Origin of the sequence: Catellatospora vulcania (genome assembly GCF_009720385.1) — a bacterium.
In the GTDB taxonomy this organism is placed as follows: domain Bacteria; phylum Actinomycetota; class Actinomycetes; order Mycobacteriales; family Micromonosporaceae; genus Catellatospora; species Catellatospora vulcania.
Genome location: NZ_ML769302.1, coordinates 236,984 through 251,930, shown reverse-complemented (window position 1 = coordinate 251,930; position 14,947 = coordinate 236,984). Strand labels below are relative to the sequence as shown.

Below are 14,947 nucleotides of genomic sequence, written 5' to 3'. Positions count from 1 at the left end.
GGTCGCCCGGGTATGGGGTGGTCCCGGATTGGCAGCAACGGTAGGTCGTACCGCCGTGAGCTGCCATTTCCGAGTCTTGCTCACGCTCATTCCGGCTGCCACCGGTGACGCAGGTCACGGCTGAGCGCCCGCGCCGGGGCTCGTTGTGACAGTTGTTGCGCCGATACGCGCAAAGCTGTAACACTGGCCGCATGGAGACGGGTATGCCTGGGGTGACCGGCGCGGAGAGCCTGCTCGGCGAGGTCGAGGAGGCCGAGGCCGCGCTGCGCGAGGCCGCCGACCGGGCGCTGGACGGCGAAGCCTCGTTCGAGGCCGTGATCGCCGCCGACCAGAAGATCGAACCGCGCGACGCCATGCCCGACGCGTACCGGGCCGGGCTGATCCGACAGATCGCCCAGCACGCGCACTCCGAGATCATCGGGATGCAGCCCGAGGGCAACTGGATCAGCCGCGCCCCCTCGCTGCGGCGCAAGGCGATCCTGCTGGCCAAAGTGCAGGACGAGGCCGGCCACGGGCTCTACCTCTACGCCGCCGCGGAGACGCTGGGCGTCAGCCGGGCGGAGCTGGACACGGCGTTGCTCACCGGTAAGCAGAAGTACAGCTCGATCTTCAACTACCCCACGCTCAGCTGGGCCGACGTCGGCACGATCGGCTGGCTGGTGGACGGCGCGGCGATCGTGAACCAGGTGCCGCTGTGCCGCTGCTCGTACGGGCCGTACGCGCGCGCCATGATCCGCGTGTGCAAGGAGGAGTCCTTCCACCAGCGCCAGGGCTACCAGTCGCTGTACGTGCTCGCGCAGGGCACCCCGGAGCAGCGGGCGATGGCGCAGGACGCGGTGGACCGCTGGTGGTACCCGTCGCTGGCGATGTTCGGGCCGCCGGACGCCGACTCCACCCACTCCGCGCAGTCCATGGCGTGGAAGGTCAAGCGCTTCTCCAACGACGAGCTGCGCCAGCGTTTCGTGGACATGTGCGTGCCGCAGGCGGAGATCCTCGGCCTGACCCTGCCCGACCCCGACCTCAAGTGGAACGAAGAGCGCGGGCACTACGACTACACCTCCCCCGACTTCGACGAGCTGATGCGGGTGGTGAAGGGCGACGGTCCCTGCAACCGCCAGCGCATGGCCCACCGCAACCGGGCACACGAGGACGGCGCCTGGGTGCGCGAGGCCGCCGCGGCGTACGCGGCGAAGAACAGGAAGGTGTCGGCGTGACCAGCGACCAACCTCTGTGGGAGGTGTTCATCCGGCCCCGGCGCGGGCTGGCGCACACCCACGCCGGCAGCCTGCACGCACCGGACGCGGGCATGGCCCTGCGCCACGCCCGTGACCTCTACACCCGCCGCCAGGAGGGCGTCTCCATCTGGGTGGTGCCCGCCGCGGAGATCACCGCGTCGAGCCCCGACGAGAAGGACTCCTTCTTCGACCCGGCCGCCGACAAGATCTACCGGCACCCGACCTTCTACGAGCTGCCCGAGGGGGTGGCACACCTGTGAGTGAGGTCGTGGAGCAGGTCGAGCTGCTGGCGCTCGGAGACGACGCGCTGATCGCGGCGCAGCGACTGGCCGAGTGGGTGTCCCGCGCGCCCACGCTGGAGGAGGACGTGGCGCTGGCCAACATCGCCCTCGACCAGCTCGGCGCGGCCCGGATGCTGCTGGCCACCGCGGGCGACGAGGACGAGCTGGCGTACCGGCGCGACGACCACGGCTTCCGCAACTGCCTGCTGGCCGAGCTGCCGCTCGGGCCGGGCCGCGGCGACCTGGACTTCGGCTGGACGATGAGCTGGCTGCTGATGCTCTCGGCGGCGCAGCTGCTGCGCTACACCGACCTCGCGAGCGGCTCCGACGAGCAGGCCGCGGGCATCGGGGCGAAAGCGGTCAAGGAGTCGACCTACCACCTCGACCACGCGACGCAGTGGATGCTGCGGCTGGGCGGCGGCACCGAGGAGTCGCACCGCCGGGTGCAGCAGGCCCTCGACGGGCTCTGGCCGTACGGCCACGAGCTGACCGAGGGCATCCGCGACCGCTGGCTGGCCATCGTCGAACCGGTGCTGGCCGAGGCCGGGCTGACCCGCCCCGCCGACCGCTGGCGGCCCGACGGCGGCCGCATCGGCCGGCACACCGAGCACCTGAGCTTCCTGCTGTCCGAGATGCAGTCGCTGCACCGGGCACACCCCGGGGCGCAGTGGTGAGCACGGCCGTCGGGACGGCGGCGCGAGGCGACCGGAAGGAGGGCGTGATGACGGCGCAGACGGAGATCGCCCTGATCGCAGGCGCGGTGCCCGATCCGGAGTTGCGCGTGGTGACGATCGGCGAGCTGGGCATCGTGCGCGGGGCCGAGACGGCGGAGGACGGCAGGGTGGTCGTGACGATCACGCCGACGTACTCCGGCTGCCCCGCGATGGACGCCATCCGCGACGACATCCGGTCCGCGCTGCGCAGCGCCGGGTACGCCGACGTCGAGGTCAGGACTGTGCTCAGCCCGGCCTGGTCCACCGACATGATCACCGAGTCGGGCTGGGCGGCGCTGGAGCGCACCGGCATCGCCGCGCCGGGGGCGTCCGGCACGCCGGCCTGCCCGCGCTGCGCGCACGCGCACGGCGGGCAGCCCACGCCGGTGCTGCAGATCAGCCGGTACGCCTCGACGCCGTGCCAGAGCCTGTGGAGCTGCCGCTCCTGCCTGGAACCCTTCAACGCCATCAAGAAACTGTGAGCACGCCGCTGTGAGCACGACCTTCCACGAGCTGACCGTGACCGCGGTCGAGCCGCTGACCCCGTCCGCGGTGGCGCTGACCTTCGCGGTCCCCGCCGAGCTGCGGCAGGCCTTCGCGTTCCGGCCGGGACAGCACGTCACGGTACGGCTGGACGGCGAGCTGCGCCGTTCGTACTCCATCTGCTCGACCCCGGCGCAGCTGCGCGAGCGGGGCACGCTGACGATCGGCGTGAAGCGGGTGCCGGGCGGGGTCTTCTCCACCCGGGCGCAGGGGCTCGCGGCGGGCGAGACGCTGCCGGTGCTGCCACCGCTGGGCCGGTTCACCACCGAGCTGGACCCGGCCCGCTCCCGCCGGTACGGCGCGATCGTGGCGGGGTCCGGGATCACGCCGGTGCTGTCGCTGGTGTCGTCGGCGTTGGAGACCGAGCCGGGCAGCACGTTCGCGGTGGTCTGCGGCAACCGCAGCGCCGCCGAGGTGATGTTCGCCGACGCGCTGGCCGACCTGAAGGACCGCTTCCCCGGGCGGCTGCAGCTGGTGCACGTGCTGTCGCGGGAGATGCAACCGAGCGAGCTGTTGTCGGGCCGGCTGGACGCCGACCGGGTGACCATGCTGCTCAAGGAGTTCGACCTGGCCGGGGTGCAGGAGTGGTTCCTGTGCGGGCCGCTGGGCGTGGTGCGTGGGGCGCGCGAGGCGCTGGCGGCGGTGGACGCGACCGGCAAGGTGCACGTCGAGCTGTTCCACGCCGAGGAGGCGCCGCCGGTCGTCGTCGACGTCGCGGGCGGGGACGTGGAGGTATCCATCGTCCTGGACGGGCGGTCGACCGACTTCACCATGGACCGGTCCGAGCGGGTGCTGGACGCGGCGCTGCGCCACCGCGGCGAGCTGCCGTACGCGTGCAAGGGCGGGGTGTGCTCGACCTGCCGCGCGAAGGTCGTCTCGGGCGCGGTGCAGATGGCCGCGAACTGGGCGCTGGAGCCCGACGAGCTGGCTGCCGGATACGTGCTGACCTGCCAGTCCAGCCCGACGAGCGAAGAGCTGGTGCTCGATTTCGACGCCTGATCTGCGCTGGTGTGACGGACCAGCCAGTTCCGGCACGGCGGCGACCCGATAGTCTCGGGGACGTGAGTGCGAACCGGGAGATCGACAGCATCGTGCAGCGGGCCGCGGACGGCGGCCGGATCAGCTCCGAGGAGGCGCTGCTGCTGTACACCGACGCGCCGTTCCACGCGCTCGGCGAGGCCGCGGACGCGGTGCGCCGCCGCCGCTACCCGGACGGCGTCGTCACGTACCTGATCGACCGCAACATCAACTACACCAACGTGTGCGTGACGGCGTGCAAGTTCTGCGCCTTCTACCGGGCCCCCAAGCACAGCGAGGGCTGGACCCACGACACCGCCGAGATCCTGCGCCGCTGCGGCGAGGCGGTCGAGCTCGGCGCGACCCAGGTGATGCTGCAGGGCGGCCACCACCCCGAGTACGGCGTGGACTACTACGAGAACCTGTTCTCCTCGGTGAAGCAGGCGTACCCGCAGCTCATGATCCACTCGATCGGGCCCAGCGAGATCCTGCACATGGCCAAGGTCTCCGGCGTCTCCATCGAGGATGCGGTCGTCCGCATCAAGGCGGCCGGGCTCGACTCCATCGCGGGAGCCGGGGCTGAGATGCTGCCCGACCGCCCGCGCAAGGCGATCGCCCCGCTCAAGGAGTCGGGCGCGCGCTGGCTGGAGGTCATGGAGGTGGCGCACCGGCACGGCGTCGAGTCCACCGCGACCATGATGATGGGCACCGGCGAGACCAACGCCGAGCGCATCGAGCACCTCACCATGATCCGCGATGTGCAGGACCGCACCGGGGGCTTCCGCGCCTTCATCCCGTGGACCTACCAGCCGGAGAACAACCACCTCAAGGGGCGTACGCAGGCGACCTCGCTGGAGTACCTGCGCCTCATCGCGGTGGCCCGGCTCTTCTTCGACAACGTGGCGCACCTGCAGGCGTCCTGGCTGACCACCGGCAAGGACGTGGGCCAGGTCGCGCTGCACATGGGCGTGGACGACCTGGGCTCGATCATGCTGGAGGAGAACGTCATCTCCTCGGCGGGCGCCAAGCACCGGTCCAACCTGCACGACCTGGTGCAGCTCATCCGCACCGCCGGCCGCATCCCCGCCCAGCGCGACACCCTCTACCGGCACATGAAGGTCCACTGGACCCCGGCCGACGACCCCACCGACGAGCGCGTGACCTCCCACTTCTCCTCCATCGCCATCGCGGGCGGCGGCGTGGGCAAGCAGCTGCCGCTGGTGGAGGCGCGCTGAGCGGGTAGCAGCCAAGATCACTGTTTCAGGTCAGGAAGCGCGGCCAGACCGCACTTCCTGACCTGAACTCGTGATCACCCCTGCGCTGTGCGTGACTGAACGGCCTATGGGCCGGTCCGGGGATGCACGGATACCGTCCAGGGTTGGCGAATCGTGGGAGGACGGCGATGGAACGGCACGTGATCAGGCTTGCGACGGTGCTGACGGCACTGCTCGCCGGGCTCGGCCTCGTCGCGTCGCCCGCCTGGGCGGCCGGCTCGGATCTCGCGGCGCAGTCCAGGGACGGCCGCCAGGGCGACGTCGGGCAGACCGTGAGCGTGCCCGTGGGCATCGCCAATCTCGGGCCCGACCCGATCGGCGGCAAGTCGGTGACGCTCGCCTACCGTGCCCCCGCGGGTGCGGTGATCGTCCGGGCGAACGGCGGGACGAACTGCGAGTTCAACGCCTCTCGCACGACGGCCCGCTGCCAGCTCGGGGCCGATTGGCGGGGGGCGATCGTCCTCCAGCCCGGCGTGGTCGTCTACCGGAACCTCGACCTGCGGATCGAGGGCAAGATCATCGCGCCCGGCGCATTCAGTGCGGCCTGCGAATGCGATCCGAAGAAGGCGAACAACGCCACGAACATCGTGCTCAACGGCGTCACCAAGCCGCTGCCGAGCGCCTCGCCCAAGCCGTCGGCGAAGCCGTCACCCTCCGCGTCGCCGTCGGCCAGCCCGTCCGCGACCCCGAGCGAGACGCCCGAGACGACGGACGAGCCGAGCGCCGACGAGTCGACCGAGCCGGTCGTGGCCGAGCCGTCGGAGGCCGGGGAGTCCGGCGACGCCACGCTCAGCGGGATGATGCTGGTCGGCTTCGGGATCGTGCTGCTCGGCCTGGTCGGGCTGGGCGGCGCGGTGTACCTGTGGCGGGTGCGCGCCGGTCGTGACGACGACGACGGCGGCGACGACATGGACGCCACACAGGTGATCCGGTAGCGCAGTGTGGCGGCCGCCGCAGCGCGCCCGGACGGCGTTTGGCAGAGTGGCGATTGTGAGCCGCGCAGACCTGGATAAAGAGCCGTACGAGATCGCCGCCATGTTCGACGGCGTCGCGGAGAAGTACGACAAGACCAACTCCGTGCTGTCGTTCGGCCAGGACAAGGGCTGGCGTCGCGCCACCCGGTCCGCGCTGGGCCTCAAGCGCGGCGAGAAGGTGCTCGACCTGGGCGCGGGCACCGGTGTCTCCACCGAGGAGCTGGCCCGCTCGGGGGCGTACGTGGTCGGCGTCGACCTGTCCCTGGGCATGCTGGCGGTGGGCCGCCGCGACCGGCCGCACGTCCCGCTGGTCGCCGGGGACGCGCTGGCGCTGCCCTTCCCCGACGCGACCTTCGACGCGGTGACCACGTCGTTCGTCATCCGCAACGTGGCGAACACCCCGGCCGCGCTGCGTGAGCTGGCCCGGGTCACCAAGCCGGGCGGCCGCCTGGTGATCTGCGAGTTCTCGCACCCCGTCAACGGCGCGTTCCGCACCGTGTACCTGCAGTACCTGATGCGCTCACTGCCCGCGGTGGCCCGCAAGGTGGCCAGCAACCCCGAGGCGTACGTCTACCTCGCCGAGTCCATCCGGGCCTGGCCCAACCAGAACGAGTTCGCCAAGATCATTGGAGAGAACTCCTGGTCGCAGGTGAAGTACCGCAACCTGACCGGCGGCATCGTGGCGCTGCACAGGGCCTTCAAGCCCGCCTGATCCGCGCGTTCGCCGGACAGGGCGCGTCCGCCCGCCGGACGATCAGTGCATGGGATACGACGAGAGCGCGGTGATCGGCGTCCTCGGCGGCGGTTACGGCGAACCACCGGTGCGCGTCGCGGACCTGGAGGAGGCGGCTCGCCGTGCGGCGATCCGCCGCGCCAGCGTCCGTGAACCCGTGCCTGCCGAACCCGCGCCTGCCGAACCCGCGCCTGCCGAGGCGACCGCGCTCCGCGAGGAGCGACCAACGGGCGACTCCACCTGAACCTCGCCACCCACCTGTCTTGCCCGAGCGGGTGGGCCCGGAGGCCGTCGTGAGCCTGCCGGGCCGTGGGGGTGGGCCCCGGTGCCGGCCGTCAGCCTGCCGGGCTGCGGCGGGTGGGCCCGGGAGCTTCGCATTCATCCTGCCGGGCCGCAGGTGGGGCCGGGATCCGTCGTCAACCTGCCGGGCCGCGACGATCGGAGCGCCGCTCCGGAACGCGCCGGATGGGGCGGCGAGTCACCAAGATCTGTTTTTGTGGACGCCTGCTGCCCCTCTAGGGGCGTCCAGCGTCCACAAAAACAGATCTTGGCGCGTCAGGCGCGGCGGCGGCGGCCGATCAGCATCAGGATCGCGCCGGCGAGCAGGACCGCGGCGCCCATGCCGGCCATCGTGTAGATCTTGGTGCCGGTCAGCGGCAGCTGCCCGGTCCCCGTCCCGGGGGCGGCGGAGGTCGGAGCGCCGGAGGCCGTGGCGCTGCCGGTGGCCGACGGCGAGACGCTCGCTGACGGGCCGGCACTGTTCGACGGGCTCGCGCTCGCCGAAGGGCTGACGCCGACCGGAGGGCTCACCGTCGCCGAGGGGCTCACGCTGGCCGAGGGGCTCACGCTGGCCGAAGGGCTCACGCTGGTCGACGGCGACGCCGACGGGCCGGTGGACGTGCTCGGCGACGTGGAAGGGCTCGCCGACGCGGACGGCGAGGCCGACATCGACGGGGAGGCGGACGTCGACGGGGACGCCGAAGCGGACGGGGTCGGCGTCGGGGCCGTTCCGTTCGACAGGATCGTCACGCCGGTCTGGTTGTTGTCCGGGTTGTCGTCCAGCTCGTCGTTGCTCTCGTAGGCCCAGTCGTCGGCGAAGAACCACATGCCCTGCTCGGAGTTCTCGGTGAGCTTGACCGTGACCTGCCGGGTGACGGTCGCGCCGGCGTTGAGCGACGCGAGCACGCAGTCGAAGTACGAGCCGACCGTGGCCTCGTCCAGATCGACCTCGGACGCGTCGTACTCGGTGCACTCGCCGGGAGCGGTGACCACGTCGACACCGGGGGAGGTGAGGAAGCCGTAGTAGGGCTCCTTCGCGTTCGCCGAGCCGTGGTTCTTGACGGTCAGCGTGAACTTGGCCGTCTCACCGACCTTGATCTTCGTGGTGGCGGGCGTCACGGACAGCGAGATGTCGCGGGGCTTGGCGGGGGCGGCGGCCGGAGCGGGGGTGGGCTCGGCGTTGGCGGGACCGGCCAGCGCCATCGCGGCCAGCGGGGCGAGGGCGGCGGCGCCGATCGCGGTGGCGATCCGGCGTCGGGGTGCGACGGGCACGGTGGAACTCCAGGTGACAGGGGTGTGGGTGCGGCGCGAATCGTAAATGACCTGGTCAGAGCATGTCAAACAGGGGTATGCATGAATGTCTCGACCTGATTGGGGGGACATTTCGGAAACAGCGCGCAGGGTGCCCCGGTACTGCACTTAGGTTCACCTAACCAGTAGGGGGTCCCGGCGCAGTTCTAGACTGCACGCCGGACTAGCTTGTGAAGACTTTCACGAGCCCCTAACGAGCGTTAAGGCCGAGGTGGAGGTGAGCATGACACCGACCGATGTCGATGCGGATGTGATCGTCGTTGGAGCCGGTCCCGGTGGCTCCGCCGCCGCCTATCACCTTGCCAAGCATGGTGCGAAGGTGCTGCTGCTGGAGAAGACCGAGTTCCCGCGGGAGAAGGTCTGCGGCGACGGGCTGACCCCGCGCGCGGTCAAGCAGCTGATCGACATGGGCGTGGACGTGAGCCCCGAGGCCGGTTGGCTGCACAACAAGGGCCTGCGCGTCATCGGCGGCGGCGTCCGGCTGGAGCTGGACTGGCCCGACCTGGCCAGCTTCCCCGACTTCGGCCTCGTGCGCACCCGCATGGACTTCGACGACATGCTCGCCCAGCGCGCCGTCGCCGCGGGCGCCGACCTGCGGACCGGCCACAACGTGACCGGGCCGGTGCTGGACACTGACGGCCGCGTGGTCGGCGTCGAGGTGCGCACCCCCGAAGGCGACAAGACGCTGCGCTCGCACCTGGTGGTGGCCGCCGACGGCGTGTCCGGCCGGTTCGCGCTGGCGCTGGGCATGGCCAAGCGCGAGGACCGCCCGATGGGCGTCGCGGTGCGCCGCTACTACCACTGCCCGGTCAAGGCGAACGACGACTACCTGGAGTCCTGGCTCGAACTGCGCAGCCGCGAGGCGGGCGCAGCCCAGCTGCCGGGCTACGGCTGGATCTTCGGCCTCGGCGACGGCCGCGTGAACGTCGGCCTGGGCGTGCTGAACTCGTCGAAGGCCTACCAGGCGACGAACTACCGGAACATGCTCACCGACTGGATCGGCAGCACGCCCGAGGAGTGGGGCCTGAACGAGGCCAACGCCGACGGCAAGATCCTCGGCGCGGCGCTGCCGATGGGGTTCAACCGCACGCCCCACTACACCCGGGGCATGATGCTGGTGGGCGACTCGGGCGGCATGGTCAACCCCTTCAACGGCGAGGGCATCGCGTACGCGATGGAGTCCGGCCAGCTGGCGGCGGAGGTCCTGATCCAGGCCCTCGCGCGCCCAGCGGGCCCGGCCCGGGAGCTGGCCCTGCAGGCCTACCCGGCGGAGCTCAAGCGCCGGTTCGGCGGTTACTACCGAATCGGCGGGATCTTCGTGAAGCTGATCGGCAATCCGCAGATCATGAAGGTGGCGACGAAGCACGGCATGCCGCACCCGACGCTCATGCGGTTCGTGCTCAAGCTGCTGGCGAATCTCACCGATCCGCGGGGTGGGGACTCCATGGACCGGATCATCAATGCCATGTCCCGCGTGGCACCCGCGGTGTAGCGGGCCGCGGGGCGAGGATCATATCCGAGCTGCAAGCAGGCGAAACACTAATCAACCGGGAAGAAAGGACGTAGGCAGGTGTCGCTCTCCGCGTACGTGCCCATCGTTGGGCTCTTCGCGCTGGCCGCGGCCTTCGGGCTTTTCTCGGTCACGGCCGCGCCCTTCATCGGACCCCGCCGCTTCAACAAGGCGAAGCTCGACGCCTATGAGTGCGGCATCGAGCCGACCCCGCAGCCGATCGGCGGCGGGCGCTTCCCGATCAAGTTCTACTTGACCGCGATGCTCTTCATCGTCTTCGACATCGAAATCATCTTCCTCTACCCCTGGGCTGTCACCTTCGACAACTTCCAGGGGTGGTTCGTCTTCGTCGAGATGCTTCTGTTCATCGGCACGGTGTTCGTCGCGTACGCCTACGTATGGCGCCGCGGCGGCCTGGATTGGGACTGACATGGGACTCGAAGAGAAGCTCCCCTCCGGGGTGCTGCTCACCACCGTCCAGGGGCTAGTCAACTGGACCCGTAAGGCCAGCTTCTGGCCGGCCACCTTCGGCCTGGCCTGCTGCGCCATCGAGATGATGGCCACCGGTGCGGCCCGGTTCGACTCGGGCCGCTTCGGCATGGAGGTCTTCCGGGCGTCGCCCCGCCAGGCCGACCTGATGATCGTGGCCGGCCGGGTGAGCCAGAAGATGGCCCCGGTGCTGCGCCAGATCTACGACCAGATGCCCGACCCCAAGTGGGTGCTGTCCATGGGCGTCTGCGCCTCGTCGGGCGGCATGTTCAACAACTACGCGATCGTGCAGGGCGTGGACCACATCGTGCCCGTCGACATGTACCTGCCCGGCTGCCCGCCGCGGCCGGAGATGCTGCTCGACGCGATCCTGAAGCTGCACGACAAGATCCTCGCCGAGCCGCTGGGCGCCGGCGGCCGCAAGATGCTGGCCGCCAAGGAGGCCCGCGAGGGCAAGCCCGTGGTCGCCCCGGGTGCGATGCCGTCGAGCTACCGCTACAACAAGGCGCTGCGCGCCGAGTGGGAGCAGGCCGTCGCGGAGGGCCGCGAGGAGCAGCTGCGGATCACGAAGTGGATGGAGCGGGGGACCCACCGGTGACTCAGCCTGAAGGACTTTTCGGCGTCACCGGCACCGGTGACACCTCCGGCATGGGCGGCCTGGTCCGCAAGCGGCCGGTGCAGCTCGACGCGCAGCGGCCGCTGGGCGGCTGGTACGACGAGGTCGTCGACGCGCTGGAGGAGGCCTACCCGGGCTTCGCCGACGCGATCGAGCGGGTCGTCATCGACCGCGGCGAGCTGACCCTGCACATCGTCCCGGCGAAGATCGCCGAGGTGTGCCAGATCCTGCGCGACGACCTGTCGCTGCGCTACGAGCTGTGCTCGTCGGTGTCCGGCGTGGACTACATCGCCGAGGAGCGCCGCCTGCACGCGGTGTACCACCTCACCTCGATGACCTACCGCCGCCGCATCCGGCTGGAGTGCGCGGTCACCGCGGCCGACCCGCACCTGCCCAGCGTCACCTCGGTCTACCCGACCGCGGACTGGCAGGAGCGCGAGACGTACGACATGTTCGGCATCGTCTTCGACGGCCACCCGAACCTGACCCGAATCCTCATGCCGGACGACTGGGACGGCCACCCGCAGCGCAAGGACTACCCGCTGGGCGGCGTGCCGGTCGAGTACAAGGGCGCCGAGATCCCGCCGCCCGACAGCCGGAGGGCTTACCGATGAGCAGCAACGCTGGATACGCGCAGGAGCGCGAGACGACCGAGGGCAAGGTCTTCACGGTCACCGGCGGCGACTGGGACAGCATCGTCTCGGGCGTCGACCCGATGCACGACGAGCGCATCGTCGTCAACATGGGCCCCCAGCACCCGTCCACGCACGGCGTGCTGCGCCTGGTGCTGGAGATGGAGGGCGAGACCGTCACCGAGGCCCGCCTCGTCGTCGGCTACCTGCACACGGGCATCGAGAAGAACATGGAGTACCGCACCTGGACGCAGGGCTCCACGTTCGTGACGCGCATGGACTACCTCGCGCCGATCTTCAACGAGACGGCGTACAGCCTCGCGGTGGAGAAGCTGCTGGGCATCGAGGACCAGATCACCGAGCGCGCGAACACCATCCGCGTGCTGATGATGGAGCTCAACCGGATCTCCTCGCACCTGGTGTGGCTCGCCACCACGGGTATGGAGCTCGGCGCGCTGTCGATGATGATCTACGGCTTCCGCGAGCGTGAGTTCATCCTCGACATCTTCGAGATGATCACCGGTCTGCGCATGAACATGGCCTACGTGCGTCCGGGCGGCGTCGCCCAGGACGTGCCGGACACCGCGATCGTGAAGATCCGCGAGTTCCTCGACTTCATGCCCAAGCGCATCAAGGAGTACGAGGACCTGCTGTCCGGCCAGCCGATCTGGACCGCGCGCACCAAGGGCGTCGCGGTGCTGGACGTCACCGGCTGCGTGGCGCTCGGCGTCACCGGCCCGGTGCTGCGCAGCTCGGGCCTGGCCTGGGACCTGCGCAAGACCATGCCGTACTGCGGCTACGAGACCTACGACTTCGACGTGCCGACCCAGCCGGAGGGTGACGTGTTCGCGCGCTACCTGGTCCGGCTGGCCGAGATGCGCGAGTCGCTGAAGATCATCGAGCAGGCGCTGGACCGGCTCAAGCCCGGCCCGGTCATGGTCGAGGACCGGAAGATCGCGTGGCCCGCGCAGCTCGCGCTCGGCACCGACGGCCTGGGCAACTCGCTGGAGCACGTGGCGCACATCATGGGCCAGTCCATGGAGTCCCTGATCCACCACTTCAAGCTGGTCACCGAGGGCTTCCGGGTCCCGGCCGGCCAGGTGTACGTGCCGATCGAGGGCCCGCGCGGCGAGCTGGGCGCGCACGTGATCTCGGATGGGGGCACCCGGCCGTTCCGGGTGCACATGCGGGAGCCGAGCTTCGTGAACCTGCAGGCAATTCCGGCCATGGCCGAGGGCGGCCTGCTGGCAGACGTGATCGCGGGTGGGGCCAGCCTCGACCCGGTGATGGGTGGGTGTGACCGATGACAGCGCCGCAGCAGTCGGTGGACGTGTTCGACCAGCAGACCCGGGAGCGGGCGCGGGAGATCGTCACGCGCTACCCGGAAGGCAAGGAGCGCTCGGCACTGCTGCCGATGCTGCACCTGGTCCAGTCGGTCGAGGGCTACGTGTCCCCGGCCGGTGTCGCGTTCTGCGCCGAGCAGCTGGGCCTGACCAAGGCCCAGGTCGGCGCGGTCGCCACCTTCTACACCATGTACAAGCGCCGCCCGACCGGTGAGTACCTGGTCAGCGTCTGCACCAACACCATGTGCAACGTGCTCGGCGGGCAGGAGGTCTACGACACCCTGTCGGAGACCCTGGGCGTCGGCCACGACGAGACCACCGAGGACGGCAAGATCACGCTGGAGCACGCCGAGTGCCTCGCCGCGTGCGACTACGGCCCGGTGCTCACCGTCAACTACGACTTCTTCGACAACGTGACCCCGGAGAGCGCGCTCGACGTGGTCGGCAAGCTCAAGTCCGGGCAGCGGCCGATGCCGACCCGCGGCGCGCGGCTGTGCTCGTTGAAGGAGACGGCCCTGCAGCTGGCGGGCTTCGCCGACGAGCGCGAGGGCGCGGTCGCCGACGGCCCGGCGGGCGACTCCACGCTGCGCGGCGTGCGCCTGGCGCAGCAGCACGGGATCAGCCCGGCCGGTTTCGACATCAACACGCCCATCCCGACTCCCTCGAAGGAGGCGGCGAAGTGACCACGCCCAGTGCAGCCACCCTGGCCAAGCTCACGCCCGTCCTCACCAAGCGCTGGCTGTCGCCGGACGCCTGGCGGCTCGACGTCTACGAGCGCCTGGACGGCTATGCCGCCCTGCGCAAGGCGCTGGCCGTGCACCCGGACGACCTGATCGCCCTGATCAAGGACTCCGGCCTGCGCGGCCGCGGCGGCGCGGGCTTCCCGACCGGGCTCAAGTGGGGCTTCATCCCGCAGAACGACGGCAAGCCCCACTACCTGGTCGTCAACGCCGACGAGGGTGAGCCGGGCACTTGCAAGGACCTGCCGCTGATGTCGCACGACCCGCACTCGCTGGTCGAGGGCGTCATCATCGCCTCGTACGCGATCCGCGCCAACCGCGCCTACATCTACATCCGCGGCGAGGCGGTGCACGCAGCCCGGCGGCTGCGCCATGCGGTGAACGAGGCGTACAAGGCCGGCTACCTCGGCAAGAACATCCTGGGCAGCGGGTACGACCTCGACCTGGTGGTGCACTCCGGTGCGGGTGCCTACATCTGCGGCGAGGAGACGGCGCTGCTGGACTCGCTGGAGGGCTTCCGCGGCCAGCCGCGGCTGCGCCCGCCGTTCCCGGCGACGCACGGCCTCTACGCCAGCCCCACCGTCGTCAACAACGTGGGCACCATCGCCAGCGTGCCGTACATCGTGCTGGGCGGGGCCGCCTGGTGGAAGACGATGGGCACGGAGAAGTCGTCCGGCCCGATGATCTACTCGCTGTCCGGGCGGATCAAGAACCCCGGCCAGTACGAGGCCTCGATGGGCATCACCCTGCGCGAGCTGATCGAGCTGGCCGGCGGTATGCAGGACGGCCACCAGCTGCGCTTCTGGACCCCGGGCGGCTCGTCGACGCCGCTGCTGGCCGCCGAGCACATCGACACCGCGATGGACTTCGAGTCCGTGGCGGCGGCCGGCTCCATCCTCGGCACCACCGCCACCCAGATCTTCAGCGACCAGGACTGCCCGGTCTACGCGACCTACCGGTGGCTGGAGTTCTACCACCACGAGTCGTGCGGCAAGTGCACCCCGTGCCGTGAGGGCAACTACTGGATGGTGCGGGTCTACCGCCGCATCCTCTCCGGCGAGGGCACGCTCGAGGACCTGGACACCCTGCTGGACACCGCGAGCAACATCCTGGGCCGCTCCTTCTGCGGTCTCGGTGACGGCGCGACCAGCCCGGTGACCTCCTCCCTGCAGTACTTCAAGCAGGACTACCTGGACTACATCGAGGGTCGCAAGGCGCCGAAGCTCAGCGCCCACGCCCTGGCAGGAGCGCACTGAC

16 protein-coding genes and 1 pseudogene are annotated in these 14,947 nt (G+C 70.3%); 16 read left to right on the top strand and 1 reads right to left on the bottom strand.

All coding sequences use genetic code 11. The features are described from left to right. Nucleotides 1-191 precede the first annotated feature (191 nt). From paaA to F6W97_RS05380, 9 genes are all read left to right on the top strand, one after another. Nucleotides 192-1,214: a 1,2-phenylacetyl-CoA epoxidase subunit PaaA gene (paaA, locus tag F6W97_RS05420; RefSeq protein ID WP_155369027.1), complete on the top strand. Its 1,023-nt coding sequence runs from the start codon at nt 192-194 to the stop codon at nt 1,212-1,214. Beyond that, nucleotides 1,211-1,495: a 1,2-phenylacetyl-CoA epoxidase subunit PaaB gene (gene paaB, locus F6W97_RS05415; protein ID WP_155369026.1), complete on the top strand. Its 285-nt coding sequence runs from the start codon at nt 1,211-1,213 to the stop codon at nt 1,493-1,495. The genes paaA and paaB overlap by 4 nt, the downstream gene beginning before the upstream one ends. After that, nucleotides 1,492-2,190: a 1,2-phenylacetyl-CoA epoxidase subunit PaaC gene (paaC, locus tag F6W97_RS05410; RefSeq protein WP_196278988.1), complete on the top strand. Its 699-nt coding sequence runs from the start codon at nt 1,492-1,494 to the stop codon at nt 2,188-2,190. The genes paaB and paaC overlap by 4 nt, the downstream gene beginning before the upstream one ends. 47 nt (nt 2,191-2,237) lie before the next feature. Further along, nucleotides 2,238-2,711 carry a 1,2-phenylacetyl-CoA epoxidase subunit PaaD gene (paaD, locus tag F6W97_RS05405; protein WP_155369025.1) on the top strand — a complete coding sequence of 158 codons (474 nt, stop codon included), beginning with the start codon at nt 2,238-2,240 and terminating at the stop codon, nt 2,709-2,711. A gap of 10 nt (nt 2,712-2,721) precedes the next feature. Continuing rightward, nucleotides 2,722-3,771: a 2Fe-2S iron-sulfur cluster-binding protein gene (locus F6W97_RS05400; protein WP_155369024.1), complete on the top strand. Its 1,050-nt coding sequence runs from the start codon at nt 2,722-2,724 to the stop codon at nt 3,769-3,771. Nucleotides 3,772-3,833: 62 nt separating this feature from the next. Beyond that, entirely contained in the window at nt 3,834-5,024 is a 1,191-nt protein-coding gene (gene mqnC, locus F6W97_RS05395; RefSeq protein ID WP_155369023.1) for a cyclic dehypoxanthinyl futalosine synthase, read from the top strand. 167 nt (nt 5,025-5,191) lie between these two features. Then, nucleotides 5,192-5,998 (top strand): hypothetical protein, encoded by an 807-nt coding sequence (locus F6W97_RS05390; protein WP_155369022.1) that lies wholly within the window; start codon nt 5,192-5,194, stop codon nt 5,996-5,998. Nucleotides 5,999-6,053: 55 nt separating this feature from the next. Next, nucleotides 6,054-6,749 (top strand): demethylmenaquinone methyltransferase, encoded by a 696-nt coding sequence (locus F6W97_RS05385; RefSeq protein ID WP_155369021.1) that lies wholly within the window; start codon nt 6,054-6,056, stop codon nt 6,747-6,749. A 49-nt stretch (nt 6,750-6,798) separates the two neighbouring features. Continuing rightward, entirely contained in the window at nt 6,799-7,014 is a 216-nt protein-coding gene (locus F6W97_RS05380) for a hypothetical protein (RefSeq protein WP_155369020.1), read from the top strand. A 311-nt stretch (nt 7,015-7,325) separates the two neighbouring features. Here F6W97_RS05380 and F6W97_RS05375 read toward each other — a convergent pair whose 3' ends face one another. After that, nucleotides 7,326-8,321, bottom strand: a complete 996-nt coding sequence (locus tag F6W97_RS05375; RefSeq protein WP_155369019.1) for an LPXTG cell wall anchor domain-containing protein — start codon at nt 8,319-8,321, stop codon at nt 7,326-7,328. Between the two features lie 262 nt (nt 8,322-8,583). On the opposite strand from F6W97_RS05375, the gene F6W97_RS05370 reads away from it, so the two are divergent. From F6W97_RS05370 to nuoF, 7 genes and pseudogenes are all read left to right on the top strand, one after another. Then, nucleotides 8,584-9,852, top strand: coding sequence for a geranylgeranyl reductase family protein (locus tag F6W97_RS05370; RefSeq protein WP_155369018.1), 1,269 nt, complete (start codon nt 8,584-8,586; stop codon nt 9,850-9,852). Between the two features lie 78 nt (nt 9,853-9,930). Next, a complete protein-coding gene (locus F6W97_RS05365; RefSeq protein ID WP_155369017.1) occupies nt 9,931-10,299 on the top strand; it encodes an NADH-quinone oxidoreductase subunit A in 369 nt (122 codons plus the stop codon). 1 nt (nt 10,300) lies between these two features. Continuing rightward, nucleotides 10,301-10,957: a NuoB/complex I 20 kDa subunit family protein gene (locus F6W97_RS05360; protein WP_155369016.1), complete on the top strand. Its 657-nt coding sequence runs from the start codon at nt 10,301-10,303 to the stop codon at nt 10,955-10,957. After that, nucleotides 10,930-11,589 carry an NADH-quinone oxidoreductase subunit C gene (locus F6W97_RS05355; RefSeq protein ID WP_230686436.1) on the top strand — a complete coding sequence of 220 codons (660 nt, stop codon included), beginning with the start codon at nt 10,930-10,932 and terminating at the stop codon, nt 11,587-11,589. Before F6W97_RS05360 ends, F6W97_RS05355 begins: the two co-directional genes overlap by 28 nt. Next, nucleotides 11,586-12,914 carry an NADH-quinone oxidoreductase subunit D gene (locus F6W97_RS05350; protein ID WP_155369014.1) on the top strand — a complete coding sequence of 443 codons (1,329 nt, stop codon included), beginning with the start codon at nt 11,586-11,588 and terminating at the stop codon, nt 12,912-12,914. Before F6W97_RS05355 ends, F6W97_RS05350 begins: the two co-directional genes overlap by 4 nt. Beyond that, a pseudogene (gene nuoE, locus F6W97_RS05345) lies at nt 12,911-13,603 on the top strand (NADH-quinone oxidoreductase subunit NuoE); the annotation flags it as partial. The gene F6W97_RS05350 and the pseudogene nuoE, both read left to right, overlap by 4 nt. A gap of 26 nt (nt 13,604-13,629) precedes the next feature. Further along, a complete protein-coding gene (gene nuoF, locus F6W97_RS05340; protein WP_155369013.1) occupies nt 13,630-14,946 on the top strand; it encodes an NADH-quinone oxidoreductase subunit NuoF in 1,317 nt (438 codons plus the stop codon). Nucleotide 14,947 lies beyond the last annotated feature (1 nt).

Bases quoted from the DNA above. Each gene is read 5' to 3' on its own strand.
- paaA (WP_155369027.1), top strand. From the start codon at position 192: ATGGAGACGGGTATGCCTGGGGTGACCGGCGCGGAGAGCCTGCTCGGC.
- paaD (WP_155369025.1), top strand. From the start codon at position 2,238: ATGACGGCGCAGACGGAGATCGCCCTGATCGCAGGCGCGGTGCCCGAT.
- F6W97_RS05390 (WP_155369022.1), top strand. From the start codon at position 5,192: ATGGAACGGCACGTGATCAGGCTTGCGACGGTGCTGACGGCACTGCTC.
- F6W97_RS05380 (WP_155369020.1), top strand. From the start codon at position 6,799: ATGGGATACGACGAGAGCGCGGTGATCGGCGTCCTCGGCGGCGGTTAC.
- F6W97_RS05370 (WP_155369018.1), top strand. From the start codon at position 8,584: ATGACACCGACCGATGTCGATGCGGATGTGATCGTCGTTGGAGCCGGT.
- F6W97_RS05360 (WP_155369016.1), top strand. From the start codon at position 10,301: ATGGGACTCGAAGAGAAGCTCCCCTCCGGGGTGCTGCTCACCACCGTC.
- F6W97_RS05350 (WP_155369014.1), top strand. From the start codon at position 11,586: ATGAGCAGCAACGCTGGATACGCGCAGGAGCGCGAGACGACCGAGGGC.